The organism is Holdemania sp. Marseille-P2844 (assembly GCF_900120005.1).
GTDB lineage: Bacteria > Bacillota_I > Bacilli_A > Erysipelotrichales > Erysipelotrichaceae > Holdemania.
On the sequence record NZ_LT635450.1, the window covers coordinates 256,342 to 273,719 of the forward strand.

A 17,378-nucleotide genomic window follows, 5' to 3' on the forward strand; every position below is an offset into this window, starting at 1 on the left:
GCGCTTACACCTTTTCCTTTATATTTTTACCGAGCAGTCCGGCCGGTTTGACGACCAGAATGATGATCAGGATGATGTAAACGACGGCATCCTTATATAAAGAACTGCCGTAGCCGCTGACCAGCGTCTCGACAATGCCGATGAAGAAGCCGCCGAACATCGCCCCGGGAATAATGCCGATCCCGCCGAAAACCGCGGCGATAAACGCCTTGACGCCCGGAAGCATACCCATCAGCGGATTGATGGAATTATAATACAGACCAACCAGCACGCCGGCCGCCCCGGCTAATGCCGAACCGATCGCAAACGTATAGGAAATCGTCATGTCGACGTTGACGCCCATCAGCCGCGCCGCGTCCGCGTCCACCGACACCGCCCGCATCGCCCGGCCGACCTTCGTCTTGCGCACGATGAATTGAAGCAGAAGCATCAAACCGATCGTCGTCGCGAAGATCGCGATCTGCTGGGTTGTGATCATCACATCGCCGATCATGATCTTCTGATTGGCCAGCACCTGCGGGAAGGTTTTAACGCCGGTGCCCATGACCTTCTGCGTGCTCGCCTCGAGAAAATAGCTGACGCCGATCGCCGTGATCAGCGCTGTAATCCGCGTCGCGTTGCGCAGCGGCTTATACGCGATCCGTTCGATGACGACGCCGATTAAAGCGCAGACCGCCATCGCGGCCACCAGCGCCGGAAAAAAGCTCATGCCTAACTGCGCCGTGCAGATAAATCCGATATACGCCCCCAGCATATAAATATCCCCATGGGCAAAGTTGATCAATTTAATGATGCCGTACACCATCGTATACCCCAACGCGATCAGGGCGTAGATGCTGCCCAGCGACAGCCCGTTGATCAGCTGCTGCAAAAACTGGGTCATAGTCCTCTCCTCCTTTTCTCAATGGGAAAAAATAGGAGAACTGCTTCCCCTATTTCTATCCGTTGTTTGCTTTGCCCGTTAATCCAACTTTGGCGTGACCGCGACCGCGTCCGTCTGAACGCCGTCGACCAGATTGACGACCAGCACCGGTTTGATCGGCGTGTGCGTCGGATCAAAGGTAAACGAACCCGTAACGCCGTCAAAGCTGATCTTTGCCAGCGCCGCCTGCACCGCCGCGCCGTCCGTGGATCCGGCTTCTTCCATGGCCTGAATCAGAACGTTCGTCGCATCATAGGCCAACGCTGCGAACATATTCGGCTCTTCATTATATTCCGCTTTGTACGCGTCGATAAATGCCTGCAGCTTGTCCGAAGCGCCAACCGTCGTGTAAGCGGTCGTGAAATAAACATCGTTCAGGTTCGTTGCGCCGCCCAGTTCCACCAGCGTCGTGGAATCGAAACCGTCAGAGCCGACCACCGTCTGGTTCAGCCCCATTTCCCGCGCCTGCTTGATGATCAGGCCCGCTTCGTTGTAATAGCCCGGGATATACAGGACGTCGAAGTCCATTCCCTTGATCTTGGTCAGGACGGAGGAGAAATCCGTATCCTTGCTGACATAGTTTTCCTTGCCGACGATCGTTCCGCCCAGCTTGGTAAACTGCTTTTCAAAGGCTTCCGTCAATCCCTTGGCATAATCGGTTGTGGAATCACCGTAAATGACGGCTTTGGTCTTGCCCAGCGTATCATAAGCATACTGCGCCATCGCCGCGCCCTGATAGGAATCTTCAAAGCAGACACGGTAAACATAATCGTACGGCGCGCTGGACGCATCGTCCGGGTTGGTCAACGTGACGTTATTCTGCGTCGCAGAGGGGGAAAGCACCGGAATCTTCGCATCGTTTAAGATCTGGTAGGAAGCCGCGCTGGCACCTGAGGTTGCCGGACCAACAACACCCGCCACGCCGTCGTTAACCAGCTGCGCCGCTAAGGTTACCGCTTCTGTTGGATCCGATTTATCATCATATTTGACATAGCCATATTTTTCACTCCCGGCTGCCGCGTTGGCCTGCTTAATCGCCAACAATGAGCCGTTGAGCTCCGCTTTGCCATAATCCGCCACTTCGCCGGTCAGTTCATAGTGCAGACCAATCTTCACAGCCCCCGCTGTATCTGTACTACCCGCTTCCGGTGTTGTTGTACCGCTGTTTCCGGATCCGGAATTTCCGCATCCGCTCATGGAAGCCGCCATCATCAAGGCAACGGCGCCCATGAATACTTTCTTCATCGTATTCATCATTTCATCTCCCGTTTCTTTCTAAAACCGTCTGGTAAAAGGTTATAGTGGTTTTATTATAGCGCCGGCCCGGTCTGATTACAACCTCTTTTTTCATTTTTACAATTTGTTTTCATGTAAGTATTTTCAGTTTTGTTAAGAATTTGAATCTTTTTTCTTTTTCTACTTCCGACTTCCTCCTTATCGCTTATAATGAAGGAAAGGGAAGGAGTGAGTTTCGATGATTCCGGATGTACAATTAATAAGGAAAGAATTAATCCTGCGGAAAGAATCCGAGGCGTTACAAAAAGAAGTTGAAACTTTACGGACCGAACTGTTGGCCGCTGAATATGAGGCAGATCATGCTTCCAGCTGGTTTACGGCGAAAAAGAAACAAGCTTTGATCCAGAAACGGGATATCGTACAAAATCAGTTAACACTTAAAGAAGAAAAGCTATTGCACTTTTCCACCGCTTCGCTGCGCTGCCTTGCCGACCAATGTCAACTATTGAACGATAAACATCATTCCACGACTTCTAAGAGATTGGTGGAAATTCTCAATTTCGCTGTCAGAACTGAGCTTTATCTCACAGCGTTAACTGAACTGGACAATGCTTTGAACGAATGTTTTGTGGAACAGATCAATGTCCGCGATCAGGCTGCCATCACGAATAAAACGATTAATCTGTCGCCAGTGCTGCCGCTTCTGCCGGGTTTTCTCGATCATGACGCGCGCTACCGGAATCAACTGCACGAGTTCAATCAGAAATCATTACTGTCTCAGCCTCTGCGTCTGCGCCGCCTGGATTTTACGCGGCTGTCAGCAATGGATAAACAGAGCGAGCTGCGTTTTTTCGGCAAACAGTGCCAGCCTTTAAAAGCAGACCTGCAAACCATTCTGCGAAAGCTGGAAGACCAGGCGATTTGTTTCACTTCCGAACTAGCAAAAAACTTGGAGTCCTGTTCAAAATGCGCTGGATCCCAGAATTAAATTTCAGCATACGCCGCCGGGATTAAGGTTATCCGGGCCTGTCCTTCGCCGCTTTTCTCATTTTTTCAATACGATTTGAGCTATCCAGATTCTTGTCAAAAATCAGAAGTCTTGGTATAATATCCGGGTATGCGCGTGTGGCGAAATTGGTAGACGCACCAGACTTAGGATCTGGCGGTTCATCCATGGGGGTTCGAGTCCCTTCACGCGCACCAGATATGAAAAAAGGGCTGTAACGTCAAGAAAAATTCTGAAAGTTACAGCCTTTTGATTTGCAAAGAGGCTTTTTCCGCATCAACTAAAGATAATAATCAAGTTGCCATTCATAAATCCATTTGTTTCTATTTTATTTTTTAACTAAAGAATCAATAACCAGTTTATTTAAAAAGAATTATTTTTTGACTTATTTGTTAAAGAGGAACAATAAAAATTTTGCTCACCTTAAACTTGAAGTTCCATTCTATCAATGTCCTATATTCAAGACCTTTTCTAAAACTCATTTCCAGTTTCAAATATCATTAAAGATGCAAGAGTCCGCCTGATTTTCCTGATTTCTCCCTATCCTTATTTAAGTACTTTTGACTTTTATCACCTATTGCTCTGCTGAAGAAACTTTACAACATAATATCAAGATAATACAATTACAAAAAGGGAGTTGGAAGAATTTCTATGGCCAGGCGAAAAAATATCACCAAAAAACAAAATTATTTTTTCTTTTTGTTTTATTTAGTTTTCTAATTTATTATCTTACTTCATCACCTGTAGATGTAGCAAAGCATATTGAAATTCGAGTATATGACGAAGGAATCACTGCAATATTTGATTATAGACTGCCTATTACTTATAAAAATTTTAGTTATAACGATACAAATTTTAATTATGACGGCAGTACCATCTATGTAATTAGATTAGAAAATGCAAAACAAAACTTTGATATCAACAAATTTAATATCTCCTATTCTGAAAATTTTTATTCATTGAAGCGCCATCAACGTTTCTACAATTCTAAATCATATAAAATTAATTATCAAGATCAATCATTTAAGGACTATCTCCATTACACAGGAATTAGAGTGCCTTATGATAATATGAATAGAGCTAATCCCTAATTAATAACTTATGCGAAACACAAAATTCAATTTTAGATCAGCAGCGGAAGCAGCGGATTTTTCATAATTTGAATACCGGTTTTCTCATCTGACAATCAGGACAAAAGAAACTGACTGCGCAGCGTTTTGCACCCGCCTTTTTATTGCTGAAGATCAGCGAAGAATTCGAAAATTTATTTCTTTCCGAACTTCTTTGCAGGATCTCCTGTACATTGACGATCTCCCTGTCTCATCCTGTTTGTCGGAATTTCCCAGGAAATAAATTTGATCGTTTCCAGCTTGAAATTCCTACCCGGGAGCGTATAATACTTAAATGACTTAAGGGGGAACTTTTTACTGTGAAAAAATCTTACGCCGTGGATATGGTCAACGGTCCGCTGTTGAGCCGCATCCTCATCTACGCCTTTCCTTTGATTTTGTCCGGCGTCCTGCAGCTGTTATTTAATGCCGCGGATATCGTTGTCGTCGGAAAATTCACCGGCAGCCACGCTCTGGCCGCCGTCGGCTCCACCAGCGCTTTGATCAATCTGTTAGTCAATTTATTCATCGGGATATCCATCGGCACCAACGTCATGGTCGCCCGCTATTGCGGAGCACGGGACTGGCAAAACTGCGAGGACACCGTGCATACCTCAATCGCCATTTCCATCATCGGCGGCATTCTGATGATCTTTGTCGGCGTTTTGTTCGCTCGGCCGTTATTGGAATTAATGGGTACGCCAGCCGACGTCATCACGCACTCCGTGCTGTATATGCGGATCTATTTTCTCGGCATGCCGGCATTTATGATCTATAACTTCGGCGCGGCGATTCTGCGTGCAATCGGCGATACCAAACGGCCGCTGTACTTCCTGACGATTGCCGGCGTTGTCAACGTCATCTTTAATTTGTTTTTTGTCGTTGTCTTCAACATGGGCGTCGCCGGGGTCGCGATTGCGACGGTAATCTCGCAGGCGATCTCTGCGGTTTTAATCCTGATGTGTCTGTTGAAAATGGACGGCATGTGTCAGCTGCATAAAGAAAAGATCAAGCTGCACGGCGCGAAAGTGAAGGAAATGCTGCGGATCGGCATTCCGGCCGGTTTGCAGGGAATTGTATTCAGCATTTCCAACGTGCTGATCCAGTCGTCGGTCAACTCCTTCGGCTCCATCGTCATGGCCGGCAACACCGCCGCCAGCAATATCGAGGGCTTCGTCTATACCGCAATGAACGCGATCTATCAGACCTCGTTAAGCTTCACCAGTCAGAATCTGGGCGCCGGCAATACCGCGCGGATTAAGAAAATTCTGTGGTGCTGCCTGGGCATTGTCACGGTGATCGGGCTTGTGCTGGGCCAGGGGGCATACCTGCTTGGCCGGCCGCTGCTTTCGATTTACTCCTCCGATCCGGCCGTCGTCGATTTCGGTCTGGTCCGGCTTTCGATCGTCAGCGCTTCCTATTTCCTGTGCGGTTTGATGGACGTCTGCTGCGGAAGCATTCGCGGTTTAGGCTATTCGATCATGCCGATGCTTGTGTCGCTGACCGGAGCGTGCGCCTTCCGCGTGCTGTGGATTTTTACGATTTTCCAGGTTGAACATACGCTGTTCAGTCTGTATATCTCCTATCCGATTTCGTGGATTCTGACGTTTGCGGTGCATATTCTCTGCTTCGTTTACGCTTACCGCAAATTGATGAAATCGAAGCTGGATCTTCAATCCGCCGAAGCCTGAGGCATGCCCCTGAGCTGATGATTGAACCCGCTTTCGATCCGGCGCTTCCAAAAATTTTCATGATTTGATCACGATCTTAGACTACACAATTTTCAAAATGTGTGGTCTTTTCTTTTCCGGCGAATCATCTTTTTATTTTTTTCCAAAAGAAGACTTTACTTGACACGAGGTTCACGGTAAAGTAGTAGCGTCTGGTTTTTCTTAATGAGATGTACTGACATCATAAACTAGAAGAATCAGAGTTAAAAATAAGTGGGGGACTTGGTTATGAAAACAATCATTACAACTGAAAGCTGTTCCGACATCCCGGCTTCCATGCTGGAAAAATTAAATGTTCCCATGGTGCCTTTCAGCGTCAACTTCCCGGACCGGACAGTCCTTGACGGCGAACTTCCAATTCAGGAAATTTACGACTTTTACGAATCCACACGGCAGATCCCGAAAACATGCGCGGTCAGTCCGTATCAATACAGTGAGTTCTTCAATCGACTGCTGGAAGATCCGGAAGTGGAAATCGTCCACATCGGGTATTCCTCGGCATGCTCGTGTTCTTTCCAGAACGCCCTGATCAGCCTGCAGGACTGCGACGAATCGCGCATTCATTTAGTCGACTGCCTGAACGTTTCCGGCGGGTTCGGCTTGTTGACGCTCAAAGCAGTGGAGCTGCATACGCGCAATCCGCAATGGAGCGCCGCGGAGCTGGCGGAGGAAGTTCGCAAATGGGTGCCGCGGATCAAGACATTGTTCATTCCGGAAAAGCTCGATTTCCTGGCGGCCGGCGGCCGCGTCAGCAACGCTGCAGCGCTGGGTGCTTCCCTGCTGCGGATTAAGCCGCGCATCGACATCCTCAAGGGCGAGCTGATCAACACGAAGAAGTATTACGGTACGATGAAAAAAGCGGCGTCCCAGATGGTGGAGGATTTCCTCAGCGAAGAACCGCTGGACCGCACGATGGCGCTGATCATCTATGCCAAAGGCGCCGACCCGGATTTGTTGGAACGGCTGCGTCAGCGCGTGCTGAACGACGGTTTCCAGGAAGTGCTGGTGTTTGAGCTGGGCGCGGTGATGACCGTGCACGGCGGCAAGGGTGCGATGGGCATTACCGGATTCCGCAGCGAAGCGGCAAACTAAAGATCGCCCTGCATTCGCAGAGAATGGCAGACGAAGGGGCAGATGTACCGATGGTTCCAATCCTTGCGGACAGTTTGTTTTCCGATATGCCTGGATCTGCCTCTTACAATATAAACAACACGATTCTTATCCGGCGGACAAAGCTTCCAAAGCAATCGCCTTTACGACCGAACGTCAACGTTCGGTTTTTTTGACAACGTCCGCTGAACCCTTCCTTTCGTCTTCCGGTTGTTTCCTTTTTGACCTGTATTTTACTTTATACCCTGAAATTATCGAATTTAATTAAAATTATTGATCATTTTCCGATCAATTTTCATTCTACGGATTTCCACGATCCGTTTACCGGAATTAAGCTTTTATTCCTTATAAATTGCAGTATAATAAAAGTAACATCCTTTGTGTCCGGTAAGACTGAATCGGGCAAACGCCGCGCAGGCACCCGATTGATGGAAGAAAGCGGTATTGTTATGAAAAACAATAAGATTTCGTATTCCACCCGTTTTTTGCTCATTCCTTTAATCCTCTCTTTAATCCTGACCGGGATTCTTTCGTTGTTCACGATCCGCAATCTTCAAGGCAACGCCCGTGTCATTAACTATACCGGCATTGTGCGCGGCGCAACGCAGCGGCTGGTCAAACAGGAACTGAATCACCAGGCGGACGACGCGATGATTGAGAAAATCGACGGGCTGCTGAACGAACTGGAAACCGGCGAAGGTCCCGACGCTTTAATCCGTCTGGATGACAAAGCGTTCCAGGCTCAGATCAAACAGATGCGCAACGCCTGGGCGCAGATGAAAACCGCCATTTATGATTTCCGCAAAGGAGGTTCCGCCAGCGAACTTTATGCTCTGAGCGAAACCTATTTCGATCTGGCCAACGACGCTGTCAGCTATGCTGAAGCTTATACCGAGGCCAGCGTTCACAACGCCCAGATTTCTCTGCTTTTAGTCAATGTTTTTTTCCTGCTGATCACGCTTGTCTTGTTATATTTCAGTCATCTTCAGCACAAGCGGCAGAAACGTCTGGAACTGGAGGAACTGGAAACTCGCCGCAAACAGGAGGAACTGGATCAGCTCAACCGGGAGCTGCAGGCTCCGATGAATGAAATCAGCGAGCTTATTTACATTTCCGATCCTGAAACCTATGAATTGTTATTTATCAATGAAAGCGGCCGCAAAGCCTTCAACATTGATTCGATCGAAGGAAAAAAATGTTACAAGGTCTTGCAGGGATTAGATCAGCCCTGCTCCTTCTGCACCAACGCCGTCCTGAAAGAGAACGAAACATACAGCTGGGAAATCAATAATGCCCTGACCCATTGTCACTATCTGCTTAAAGACCGGCTCATCACCTGGAACGGCCGGCGGGCACGGCTGGAAATCGCGTTTGACACGACCAAAAGCGAAGAAGAAAAACAACGCTTAAAAACGATGCTTGATAATGAAAAACTGATCGTGGACTGCGTTCGCGAGCTTTACGAGGATGAAATGCTCGAATCGGCGATTCCGGAAATGCTGCGCCGGCTGGGTGAATTCATGGAAGCGGAACGAATTACACTGTTCTCCCTCAGTCCGGTCCGGCTGACGATTACCTCGCGCTGGTCCGCTGAGGGCGCTTCTGAAATTGAAATGCTTTCCGACCTGAAAGTCCGGCCGTTTTACAACCGCTGGCTGAAACGGCTGCGCGAGGATGAATCGTATGTCGTCGAAGATGTGGAGCAATTAAAAACACCGTTCCCAGAAGAATACAAGCTGCTTCACGCTTACGGCGTCCAGCAGCTGATCATTCTCTCCCTTGAGGTGCGCGGCGAAGTCGTCGACTGCATCTGCATCGACAATCCGGCTTCGGGCAAGCTGCAGAACTCGATCATCGTCTTGCAGACGCTGCGTTACTTCCTGCTTCTGGCCCGTCATCGCGCCATTGATAAAGCCAAGCTGGCGCAGCTCAGCTACACGGACAGCCTGACCGGCCTGTTCAACCGCAACCGTTATATTCAGGACCTGGATAAAAAGATTTCAGCTCCGCAGCCGGTCGGCGTTCTGTTTGTCGATCTGAACGGATTAAAAGAAATCAACGATCAGTTCGGGCATGACCGCGGCGATGAAGTCTGCGGACCTGTTCCGATCACCTGCGGGCCTGCTTCGCTCCGGATTCCTGCTACCGCATCGGCGGTGATGAATTCGTCGTTCTGACGCACGATTTATCCGAAGAAGAATTCTTCGATCAGGTGCATCATCTGCGGCTGCGGCTGCAGGACAATACCAGGCTGCACTTGGCCGTCGGTACCCATTGGGCGCTCAGCGGTTCTCAGCTTCCTTCCGCCATCAAAGCCGCGGATGAAAAGATGTATAAAGATAAAAAGGCTTATTATTACCATGCCTCGCAAACAGGACGCTACCGTCACCATACGGATGAAGTTCTGCCGTTAGCCAATTTGAATATCTTGCGTCAAAAGATCAATGAAAGTCGCTTTCTCGTATACTTCCAGCCAAAAATTGCGATTGACTCCGGGCTTTTGGTCGGCGCTGAAGCGTTGGTCAGATATCAGCTGGACGATAATTTAATCCTGGCTCCCAACGCCTTCATTCCGCTGCTGGAAGAAACGCAGACAATCAGTCAGATCGACTTCTTCGTCTTTGAGTTTGTGTGTCTGCGGCTGCAAAAATGGATTCATGAAGGTCGGGCAATATCGCCGGTTTCCGTTAACTTCTCACGCTACACCGTTCTGGAAGAGACGTTTTGCCAACGTCTGGCCGAGCTCAGCGATCACTATCAAATTGAACGGAATCTGTTGGAAATTGAAATCACTGAAAACGCGCTGGATGTTCGCGAAGAAGATCTGCGCAGGATCATTGATACTGTGCGGCGCTTTGGATTCAGTGTGTCGATCGACGATTTCGGCGTTGAATTCTCCAATCTCTCGCTGTTTTCCGGGGCAGACTTCGACATTCTCAAGCTGGATCGCAGCTTGATTCAGGACATCGCCGTCAACGAAAAAGCGCGGGCACTCATCCAGGCGATGAGCGACGTCTGCCTGAAAATGAATATCAAGCTGGTAGCGGAAGGCGTAGAAACGGAAGAACAACTGAACATCTTGAATCAGTGTCATGTCAATATTGCGCAGGGCTTCCTGTTCTCCAAACCGATTCCCGTCGCCGATTATGAAACGAAATATTTGCCGCTTCCCGATGCAGATCTCAACGGCGGACAGGACAAATGTTAATTTTTTTAAACACGCTCCCTCGGAATGAACAGCCAGGCTATGGGCTTCGCCCACGCTGTTTTCAAGGGAGCTTTTTCATCCGTCAACGATACGCAAAAACGCAGCGTTTCCGCTGCGTCGGACTTGCTTTTTCAGCTGTTCTGCGGGATCTGACGTCTTTGCTTTCCGGTGGTTTCCGCAGCGCGATTTCAGCGCCGGAGTTCGTTCATAATTTGAACTTATCGGAAATAAATTCGCCGTTCATCCCCGGATGCAGGTACTCGTAGTGAATCAGTCGATCTTCTTTTCGATCATTTCCAATTCCCGTTCGTGCTGTTCCTGTTTCATTTCCCAATGGATCAGGATGGACAACGCGACGCGCATCACAATGACGCCGCCGACCATCATCAGCTCGCTGACTTCTTCCAGAGCGATGGTCTTGAGAATCTCCGCGCCTAACAGAAAGGAAAGACCGGTTGAAAATCCCTTCAACAGATCCAACGCAACGTTGTCGTCTTTTTTGAACAGAGAAATTGCACCCTTGCATCCAGCGTAGATGATCATGACTAACGCCAGCAGTTCAAAAAATAAGACCGCGACTTCGCCGCCTTTTAAAATAAATTCTTTTAATTGCAACATCTTCCTCAACTCCATCTTTTAGTTTACCATGACCAGCTTCGGATTCCAAGCGAAAGCGCTTAGATTCGAACATTATTTTACGCAGGTAAAGTGAAGAAATGGATGATTCAGTCCTTATTGGTCGAAAACCCAACAAGGAAAAGGCTGTGCGCCAAGGGAATAGATTGAGGTAAACTCGCTTTAAAGCTTAGTTCTGCACACAATTCCAGATTAAAAAGAATGCACGGCTCATGCAAAGCTTCCATTCAAAAAAACTGAGGCTTTTTTCTTTGCAAATAAAATAACTTTTGATCATTTTCTTAAGAAATAATTTCCCCTTTTGCGCCATGGTAACGCGGGTCAGGCTTTGAGAACTGCGGATGTCCCTGCGAAGAGAAGCAAACCTTCATTGCAGCTCCAGTTCAAATAGATATCCGGTCAACAGGGACAAGATTGTACGTTATTTACAGAATTTATGTTGTATTTTTTCAATGAGTTGAATATAATTTTCATAGTTAAGCCGGAGAACTTCTTTTCCCCTCACAAATCCAATCTATTTCAATCATAAGAACGGATGTGAACAATATGCAGAGAAAAAGCTGGAAGAACAGCTCGCTGCTGCTTCTTGGAACCGCAGTATTCGCAGGTCTTGTTTTCATACTATTCAGCACTTATCAAAGCTGGCTGAACGTCAAGTTTGAGCAGCAGATCATGGAAAACTACACCGCCTACATTGAGAGCGAAGGCGCGCAGTTTTCAGGAGCGCTCAGCGATATCGAGGGAACGCTTCAAACGCTGGCCGCATTGCTTTCCCAACAGCCGCAAACTCCGGATCAGGCGGAACTTGAGCCGGCGCTGAGGTTGTTGTCCGCGCAAAATGCTCATTTTAATGTTCAGATGCGAACACCTTCAGAAATGTCGTTAACTCCAATCCAAAGGAAACTGCTGGAACACAACGAGACAGTTGTCACTTCAATGGAAACGTCCAATTCCGGAGGTTCCTTTCTGCGCGTTCTGATCCCCATACTTCATCATTCGCAAATCGACGGCATCCTTGAGGCCTCGGTCGATGTGACTCAGCTGCTTCAGAAAAGTCAGTCGCAGCGGATTCAGACGCCGTTAAACAGCTGGATCGTGGAATCCGACGGTTCCAGCGTCTATACCAGAAACGCAAACGAGAGCGCTTATGTCAATCTCTACGCGCTGATCGAAGGCAATCCCAATTCGGAAACCACGCGGCAGCAGGTCCGCGCCTGCCTGCAGGCAGGCAATTCCGGTACGTTCCGGGTTCAAACACGGCAGGAAGGGACGCTGTACGTATCGCTGACCCCGCTGAAGACCGGCGGCTGGACGCTGGTAAATTTCACCCAGGCTAATGAAGCCTCTGAGAACTCGCAGATGATTCTGCTTTTCACAATGCGGATCGGGTTATTCCTGATTCTGACAACCGCCGCCATGGCTTATCTGGTTTACGTGCTCCTCGCACGCCAGCGCCGTCAGATCAATCTCGAACAACGCCGCTACACCTTCCTCTCACGGTTTTCCGACACGTTGATTTTTGAGTATGACGTCTTGGAGGATATGCTGGAACTGACCGGCAACGCTCAGAAAATTCTGCCGGTCAAAGAACTCTCGGCCAGACATGTGAAAAAGAACCATGCGTTGACGCCGTTTATTCATGCCGAAGATTTTTACAAGATTGAGGAAGCCTTCAAGACTGTCCACCGCTTTCAGGAATTCGGTTCCGTTGAGCTGCGGATCAAAACCCGCGACGGCAGCTATCATTGGTTCAACTGTCAATTTCAGGCCGTTTATGAACGTTATCACCGCGATCCGGTGATGATCATCGGCAAGCTGACTGATATTCAGGAACAGAAGCATATTGAGCGTCAGCTGATCGAGGAATCAAGCTGCGATGGCCTGACCTCCGTTTTAAACAAGAAAGCCGTTGAACGCCGGATTCGTGAAGAACTGAGCGAGAAGACGGAAGGTTGTCTGCTCATGATCGATCTCGACGATTTTAAAATCATCAACGACGAACTGGGACATGTTGCCGGGGATCAGGTATTGGCAGCCATCGGCGTTTTATTAAAAACCTGCTTCCGCCAGAATGATTTGATCGGCAGGATCGGCGGCGATGAATTCGTCGTCTTCCTTCATTCCATTAATCCGACGGTGATCCATCAAAAAGTAAAACAAATCAACAAGACCTTGCCCAAGCTGCTGCATCGGGAACAGATTCCGGCCGTGGTTACGCTGAGTATCGGCGCGGCCATCAGCCGTCCGGGCGATACCTATCGGCAACTGTTCAGCCGGGCTGATCAGGCGATGTACTGCGCCAAGCAGCGGGGGAAGAATCAATTTCATCTGGAAGTTTCGTCCGCCGAAAGTGCTCGGGAAAAAGAGCCGGCGGAAATAAAAACTCCCCGATAAAAACAGCCGCGGCTGCTTTTATCGGGTCTTTTATAAAGCTTCAATTTTGCATGGCTGAAAATACATACTCCGCAATGATCCGCTTTATCGGATGGCGGCTGTTATACAGTCATGCCCAGACGTTCGATTTCCCGGCGCAATTCCTGAATCCAGCGCTGGCGCTGCTGGGAAGAAATTTGTGCCTGCGGGCCATGCAGAACCGCTTTTGGCGTCAGCCAGATCGGTCCGGGCTGCGGCGTATCGCCGGTGCGGCGAGGGAACAGATGCCAGTGCATGTGGACGCTTTTGCCGATACCCAACAACTCGTAATTCATTTTCTCCGCATGAAAAACCGTCGCCACCGCCTGCGCTGTCAACGCCATTTCATTAAGAAACTGAGTCCTAAAACCCGGCTCGAGATCAAACAGTTCCACAGCGTGGATTTTGCACAAAAATAAGGTATAGCCCCGAATGTATTGATCGTCGCCCAACACGACATAGCCGGTCGGCAGCTCCGCGACCAGATTGGGATTCTCTCCCCGGGCGCTCAAACGCAGACGGGCGCAGACATCGCACTCCTCGTCGTTCAGCCAGGTTGTGGAAAATGCTTGTTTTAATTCCATCTTCTAAGTTTCGCTCCTTTGCCATAAACTGTCCTGGAAAGCAGATATTAAAAAATCCGCAGCGGCGACCTGCACGCCTGTTCCGGCAGTCTGTTCCTTTCCGCAGGCTGATGCGCCGCTGTTCACGCTTTCCACACTTGTTTTCAGGATAGCGGATTCCCGCAGGGAAGACAAGCTCAGCCCGAAAATCGTCAGATATTTGTCAGAAATTAAAAAGTCAGGCTTCACAACGGCAAACCTGACTTTTAATCTCATCCTTATTTCGCAATATAAACCGTAACGCCTTCCTTGATCGTTTCCAGCACCGCAATCGCGCCGATTTCCTCAACCGGACAGCTCAGCGGGTTCTCCTTTAGAATCACCAGATCGGCCAGCTTGCCTTCCTCCAGCGTTCCCTTACGCGCTTCCTCATGGTATTGCCAGGCTGCGTTGATCGTGACGGCCTTTAACGCTTCCAGCGGCGTGATTCGTAATTGAGGATTGAGCTGCTTTCCGCCTCTGGTCACCCGACGGCAGGCACATTCGACGCTTTCCAGCATATTGGGCATGATGACCGGCGTATCCTGATGCATCGTCACATTCAGCCCCTCGTCGATCGCCCAGCGCATCGGACTGATGTTGCCACCGCGTTGGAGCCCGAAGTTGCGCAGATGGATATCACCCCAGTACCAGCAATGCGCGGTGAAGAACGACGCCGTCATGTTCAGCGCCTTCATTCGCGCCAGCTGATCAGCCCGGACCAGCTGCGCATGGATCATCACCGGCCGCAAAGCTTCCGCTCCCGGATGCCGGGCCTGTTGGCGCTGCGTGCAGCGGATCAGCTGTTCCGCGGCCGCATCCCCGTTGCAATGGGTCAGCAGCTGCCAGCGATGGCTCATGGCCTCGTCGATCATCGCATCGACCTGTTCGTCGGTATACACCGGGTAACCGCAATATTGCGAATCTGTGTCAAGGTAAGGTTCGCTCATCCAGGCCGTCCGCCCTTGCGGGGAACCATCCAGGAATATCTTGACGCCGCCGATCCGCAGCCGGTTCTGATATCCTTGGGCATAATCCGGATGCTCGCTGATCAGCGCTTCATTCTCCTTAAGATCCACATAGCTGACGACATCGACCTTCAGCCGTTTCCGTTCGGCCATCGCCTGCAGCATCGCCCAGTCCGGACGCTTTGTGATCCCATCCTGCACCGTAGTGACGCCGCAGGATAAATACTTTTTTTGCGCCTGATCCAGCTGATCCAGCAGCTGATCAATATCCGGAGCCGCCATTCCCCGCGACAGCTGCGTAAATGCCGTTTCTTCCAGATATCCATCAGGCTTCCGGCTGCCCGCTTCCCGGCCGATCCGTCCGCCTTCCGGATCCGGCGTGGACGCGTCAATCCCCAGCTGTTTCAGCGCCGCGGAGTTCACGACGCCCATGTGGCCGGAAGCATGCGCGATTAAGATCGGATGCGACTCGCTCACCGCGTCAAGTTCTGCCCGGGTCGGATGCCGTTTCTCCCTCAGAAAATTATGATCATAACCAAATCCCTGAATCCACGCGCCCTCCGGCAGCTGCCGCTCGATGAGAAAATCCCGGATTTTCTTCTGCAGCTCGCCGATGGACGCCACATCGTCAAAATGCACGAGATTGACGGTCTGGGCCAGCGCCGTGATGTGGCTGTGGGGATCAATGAAGCCCGGCAGCATCGTATGCCCCGCCAGATCTCTTTCTTCCAGCTTCTCCTGCGGATGCGCCGCCTGCCAGTTCCGCGCCTGATCCAGCGAACCGACCAGCACGATCCGCCCCTCCTTCTCAATTAACGCCTCTGCCATCAGATCTTTCGCCATCGTCACAATCACACCGTTCTTATACAACACTGCCATACCGCAACCTTCTTTCTTTTGTCTTTATTATACCCGTCCCCCGCTCATCCTCGATAGTCATTTTCAGGCTTTTGTCAATCGTTTGGTGATTTGCTTTCTTTCATTCCTTATTTGTTCTATAATAGGTAAGAATTCAAGCGCAGGGAAGGGAGCGGGTCAAATGCTTACCAATAAATTCAGCAGTGCTTCTTCCTTATTAACGGGGATCTTTTTTATTATATTGGGCGCGTTGTTTTTTACGGAGTATTCCAAAATCTGGGCGTTGATCTATATTCTGTTTATGATCGGCTTTCTGTGGATCGGCCTCAACCAGATCCTGCGGGCGCTCAATAACAAGCAAAACGCCAGCCTGAACCTGCCGAAAGTTTTGACCAGTCTGTTATGCGTCGGTCTGGCGATCTACACCTTTTTCAATCCCGGCCTGTTCTTCAAGTTTATCCATTACGTCATCGGCTGGTGGGCTTTACTGAACGCCGCGATTCAGTTTATTAACTTCTACGTCTACCGCCGCGATTGCCTGAAAGGCACTTACGTTCTGTTCTTAAAAGGACTGGCGGACGCGATCTTCGCAGCGATGTTGATGCTCAAGCCGATCAACAAGCTGTGGATCGTCGCCTACATCGCCGGAGCTTATCTGATCTTCTACGGCGGCGTCACGGTTTTGGAAGCGTTGAAGGATTTATTAAGCGCCGGGATGAGCGTGAAAATCCGCGAGCATCTGCGCATCTCCATTCCAGTTTTAATCTCGGCGATCATTCCGCAGCGCTTCTTCCTGTCGATCAACGCGCTGATCAAAACCAACAAGCTGAATCCGGACGCGCACGTTGCGCCGCAGGCCAGCACGGATCTGGAAGTGTTCATCTACCTGAAAGAATCCGGTCCGGAATCGCTGGGACATGTTGATATCAGCTTTCAGGGTAACATCTATTCCTACGGCTGTCACGATCCGCATCACCGGGGGCTGTTCGGGACTCTGGGCGACGGCGTGCTGATCGTCTCCAAGCGTGAAGCCTTTCTGAAGCATGCGCTGAAATCTGAGGATAAGACGATCATCAGCTATGGTCTGGCGTTAAGCGAAGGCCAGAAAGCGATGCTTCAAAAACGGATTGACGCGATGCTGGAGCGTGCCTATCTCTGGCGGCCGGATGCTCAGTTAATCGCCGAGGGCGAAACGGCTGAAGGCGAAGCCCGGGATTACGCCTCGCGCGTCTGGAACGCGACGCACGCGCACATGTACAAGTTTGCCAACGGCAAATTCAAGACCTATTTTGTTTTCAGCACCAACTGCGTCCTGTTGGCGGATGAACTGCTTCATTGCAAGGAACTGGATCTGATCCCGATCGGCGGCATCGTTACGCCGGGCACGTATCTGGAGTTTCTCAACACGGAATATCTGCGGCCGGGCGGGATGGTCGTCGAGCGGACGATTTACAAGCGCACCCATGGCAAGGGCGGCGAACATGGCGGCTCGTTTGGTTCCTCGCTTTCTTCCTCTTCCTGATTTCAGCAAGATCTGCGTTACGGAAATTCGATTTGGATTTCCGTTTTTTTATTTTTTTA

13 protein-coding genes and 1 tRNA gene are annotated in these 17,378 nt (G+C 49.7%); 9 read left to right on the plus strand and 5 right to left on the minus strand.

The genetic code is table 11. The features are described 5' to 3' along the window. Positions 1–4: 4 nt before the first annotated feature. Positions 5–883, minus strand: coding sequence for a branched-chain amino acid ABC transporter permease (locus BQ7364_RS05870; RefSeq protein ID WP_072683851.1), 879 nt, complete (start codon positions 881–883; stop codon positions 5–7). Between the two features lie 78 nt (positions 884–961). Beyond that, entirely contained in the window at positions 962–2,176 is a 1,215-nt protein-coding gene (locus BQ7364_RS05875; protein ID WP_229100680.1) for an ABC transporter substrate-binding protein, read from the minus strand. A 220-nt stretch (positions 2,177–2,396) separates the two neighbouring features. On the opposite strand from BQ7364_RS05875, the gene BQ7364_RS05880 reads away from it, so the two are divergent. The 7 genes from BQ7364_RS05880 to BQ7364_RS17515 all read left to right on the plus strand — a co-directional run bounded on the left by BQ7364_RS05880 (position 2,397) and on the right by BQ7364_RS17515 (position 10,321). After that, a complete protein-coding gene (locus BQ7364_RS05880) occupies positions 2,397–3,146 on the plus strand; it encodes a hypothetical protein (protein WP_072683853.1) in 750 nt (249 codons plus the stop codon). A gap of 131 nt (positions 3,147–3,277) precedes the next feature. Then, positions 3,278–3,361 (plus strand) — tRNA-Leu (locus BQ7364_RS05885). Between the two features lie 363 nt (positions 3,362–3,724). Beyond that, on the plus strand, positions 3,725–4,255 hold the full coding sequence (locus BQ7364_RS17725; protein WP_139248573.1) for a hypothetical protein: 531 nt from the start codon (positions 3,725–3,727) through the stop codon (positions 4,253–4,255). Positions 4,256–4,593: 338 nt separating this feature from the next. Further along, positions 4,594–5,964, plus strand: a complete 1,371-nt coding sequence (locus BQ7364_RS05890) for an MATE family efflux transporter (RefSeq protein ID WP_072683854.1) — start codon at positions 4,594–4,596, stop codon at positions 5,962–5,964. A gap of 267 nt (positions 5,965–6,231) precedes the next feature. After that, positions 6,232–7,095, plus strand: coding sequence for a DegV family protein (locus BQ7364_RS05895; protein ID WP_072683855.1), 864 nt, complete (start codon positions 6,232–6,234; stop codon positions 7,093–7,095). 467 nt (positions 7,096–7,562) lie between these two features. Next, positions 7,563–9,290: a sensor domain-containing diguanylate cyclase gene (locus BQ7364_RS17510; protein ID WP_159432756.1), complete on the plus strand. Its 1,728-nt coding sequence runs from the start codon at positions 7,563–7,565 to the stop codon at positions 9,288–9,290. Between the two features lie 35 nt (positions 9,291–9,325). Next, a complete protein-coding gene (locus tag BQ7364_RS17515; protein ID WP_083538458.1) occupies positions 9,326–10,321 on the plus strand; it encodes an EAL domain-containing protein in 996 nt (331 codons plus the stop codon). A 270-nt stretch (positions 10,322–10,591) separates the two neighbouring features. Here the strand turns inward: BQ7364_RS17515 and BQ7364_RS05905 are convergent, their stop codons facing one another. Further along, complete coding sequence (locus tag BQ7364_RS05905) at positions 10,592–10,939, minus strand: DUF1622 domain-containing protein (protein ID WP_072683856.1); 348 nt, start codon at positions 10,937–10,939, stop codon at positions 10,592–10,594. Positions 10,940–11,503: 564 nt separating this feature from the next. On the opposite strand from BQ7364_RS05905, the gene BQ7364_RS05910 reads away from it, so the two are divergent. Further along, on the plus strand, positions 11,504–13,351 hold the full coding sequence (locus tag BQ7364_RS05910; protein ID WP_072683857.1) for a GGDEF domain-containing protein: 1,848 nt from the start codon (positions 11,504–11,506) through the stop codon (positions 13,349–13,351). Between the two features lie 101 nt (positions 13,352–13,452). Here the strand turns inward: BQ7364_RS05910 and BQ7364_RS05915 are convergent, their stop codons facing one another. Continuing rightward, on the minus strand, positions 13,453–13,953 hold the full coding sequence (locus tag BQ7364_RS05915; protein WP_072683858.1) for an HIT family protein: 501 nt from the start codon (positions 13,951–13,953) through the stop codon (positions 13,453–13,455). A gap of 257 nt (positions 13,954–14,210) precedes the next feature. After that, on the minus strand, positions 14,211–15,818 hold the full coding sequence (locus BQ7364_RS05925; RefSeq protein ID WP_072683860.1) for an amidohydrolase: 1,608 nt from the start codon (positions 15,816–15,818) through the stop codon (positions 14,211–14,213). A 160-nt stretch (positions 15,819–15,978) separates the two neighbouring features. Between BQ7364_RS05925 and BQ7364_RS05930 the strand changes: the two genes are divergently transcribed. Beyond that, a complete protein-coding gene (locus BQ7364_RS05930; RefSeq protein WP_072683861.1) occupies positions 15,979–17,319 on the plus strand; it encodes an HdeD family acid-resistance protein in 1,341 nt (446 codons plus the stop codon). Positions 17,320–17,378: the final 59 nt, after the last annotated feature.

What these genes read in the sequence shown, in the direction of transcription:
- BQ7364_RS05870 (WP_072683851.1), bottom strand. Translation starts at nt 883, where the DNA reads ATGACCCAGTTTTTGCAGCAGCTGATCAACGGGCTGTCGCTGGGCAGC.
- BQ7364_RS05875 (WP_229100680.1), bottom strand. Translation starts at nt 2,176, where the DNA reads ATGAATACGATGAAGAAAGTATTCATGGGCGCCGTTGCCTTGATGATG.
- BQ7364_RS05880 (WP_072683853.1), top strand. Translation starts at nt 2,397, where the DNA reads ATGATTCCGGATGTACAATTAATAAGGAAAGAATTAATCCTGCGGAAA.
- BQ7364_RS05895 (WP_072683855.1), top strand. Translation starts at nt 6,232, where the DNA reads ATGAAAACAATCATTACAACTGAAAGCTGTTCCGACATCCCGGCTTCC.
- BQ7364_RS17510 (WP_159432756.1), top strand. Translation starts at nt 7,563, where the DNA reads ATGAAAAACAATAAGATTTCGTATTCCACCCGTTTTTTGCTCATTCCT.
- BQ7364_RS05905 (WP_072683856.1), bottom strand. Translation starts at nt 10,939, where the DNA reads ATGTTGCAATTAAAAGAATTTATTTTAAAAGGCGGCGAAGTCGCGGTC.
- BQ7364_RS05910 (WP_072683857.1), top strand. Translation starts at nt 11,504, where the DNA reads ATGCAGAGAAAAAGCTGGAAGAACAGCTCGCTGCTGCTTCTTGGAACC.
- BQ7364_RS05915 (WP_072683858.1), bottom strand. Translation starts at nt 13,953, where the DNA reads ATGGAATTAAAACAAGCATTTTCCACAACCTGGCTGAACGACGAGGAG.
- BQ7364_RS05925 (WP_072683860.1), bottom strand. Translation starts at nt 15,818, where the DNA reads ATGGCAGTGTTGTATAAGAACGGTGTGATTGTGACGATGGCGAAAGAT.
- BQ7364_RS05930 (WP_072683861.1), top strand. Translation starts at nt 15,979, where the DNA reads ATGCTTACCAATAAATTCAGCAGTGCTTCTTCCTTATTAACGGGGATC.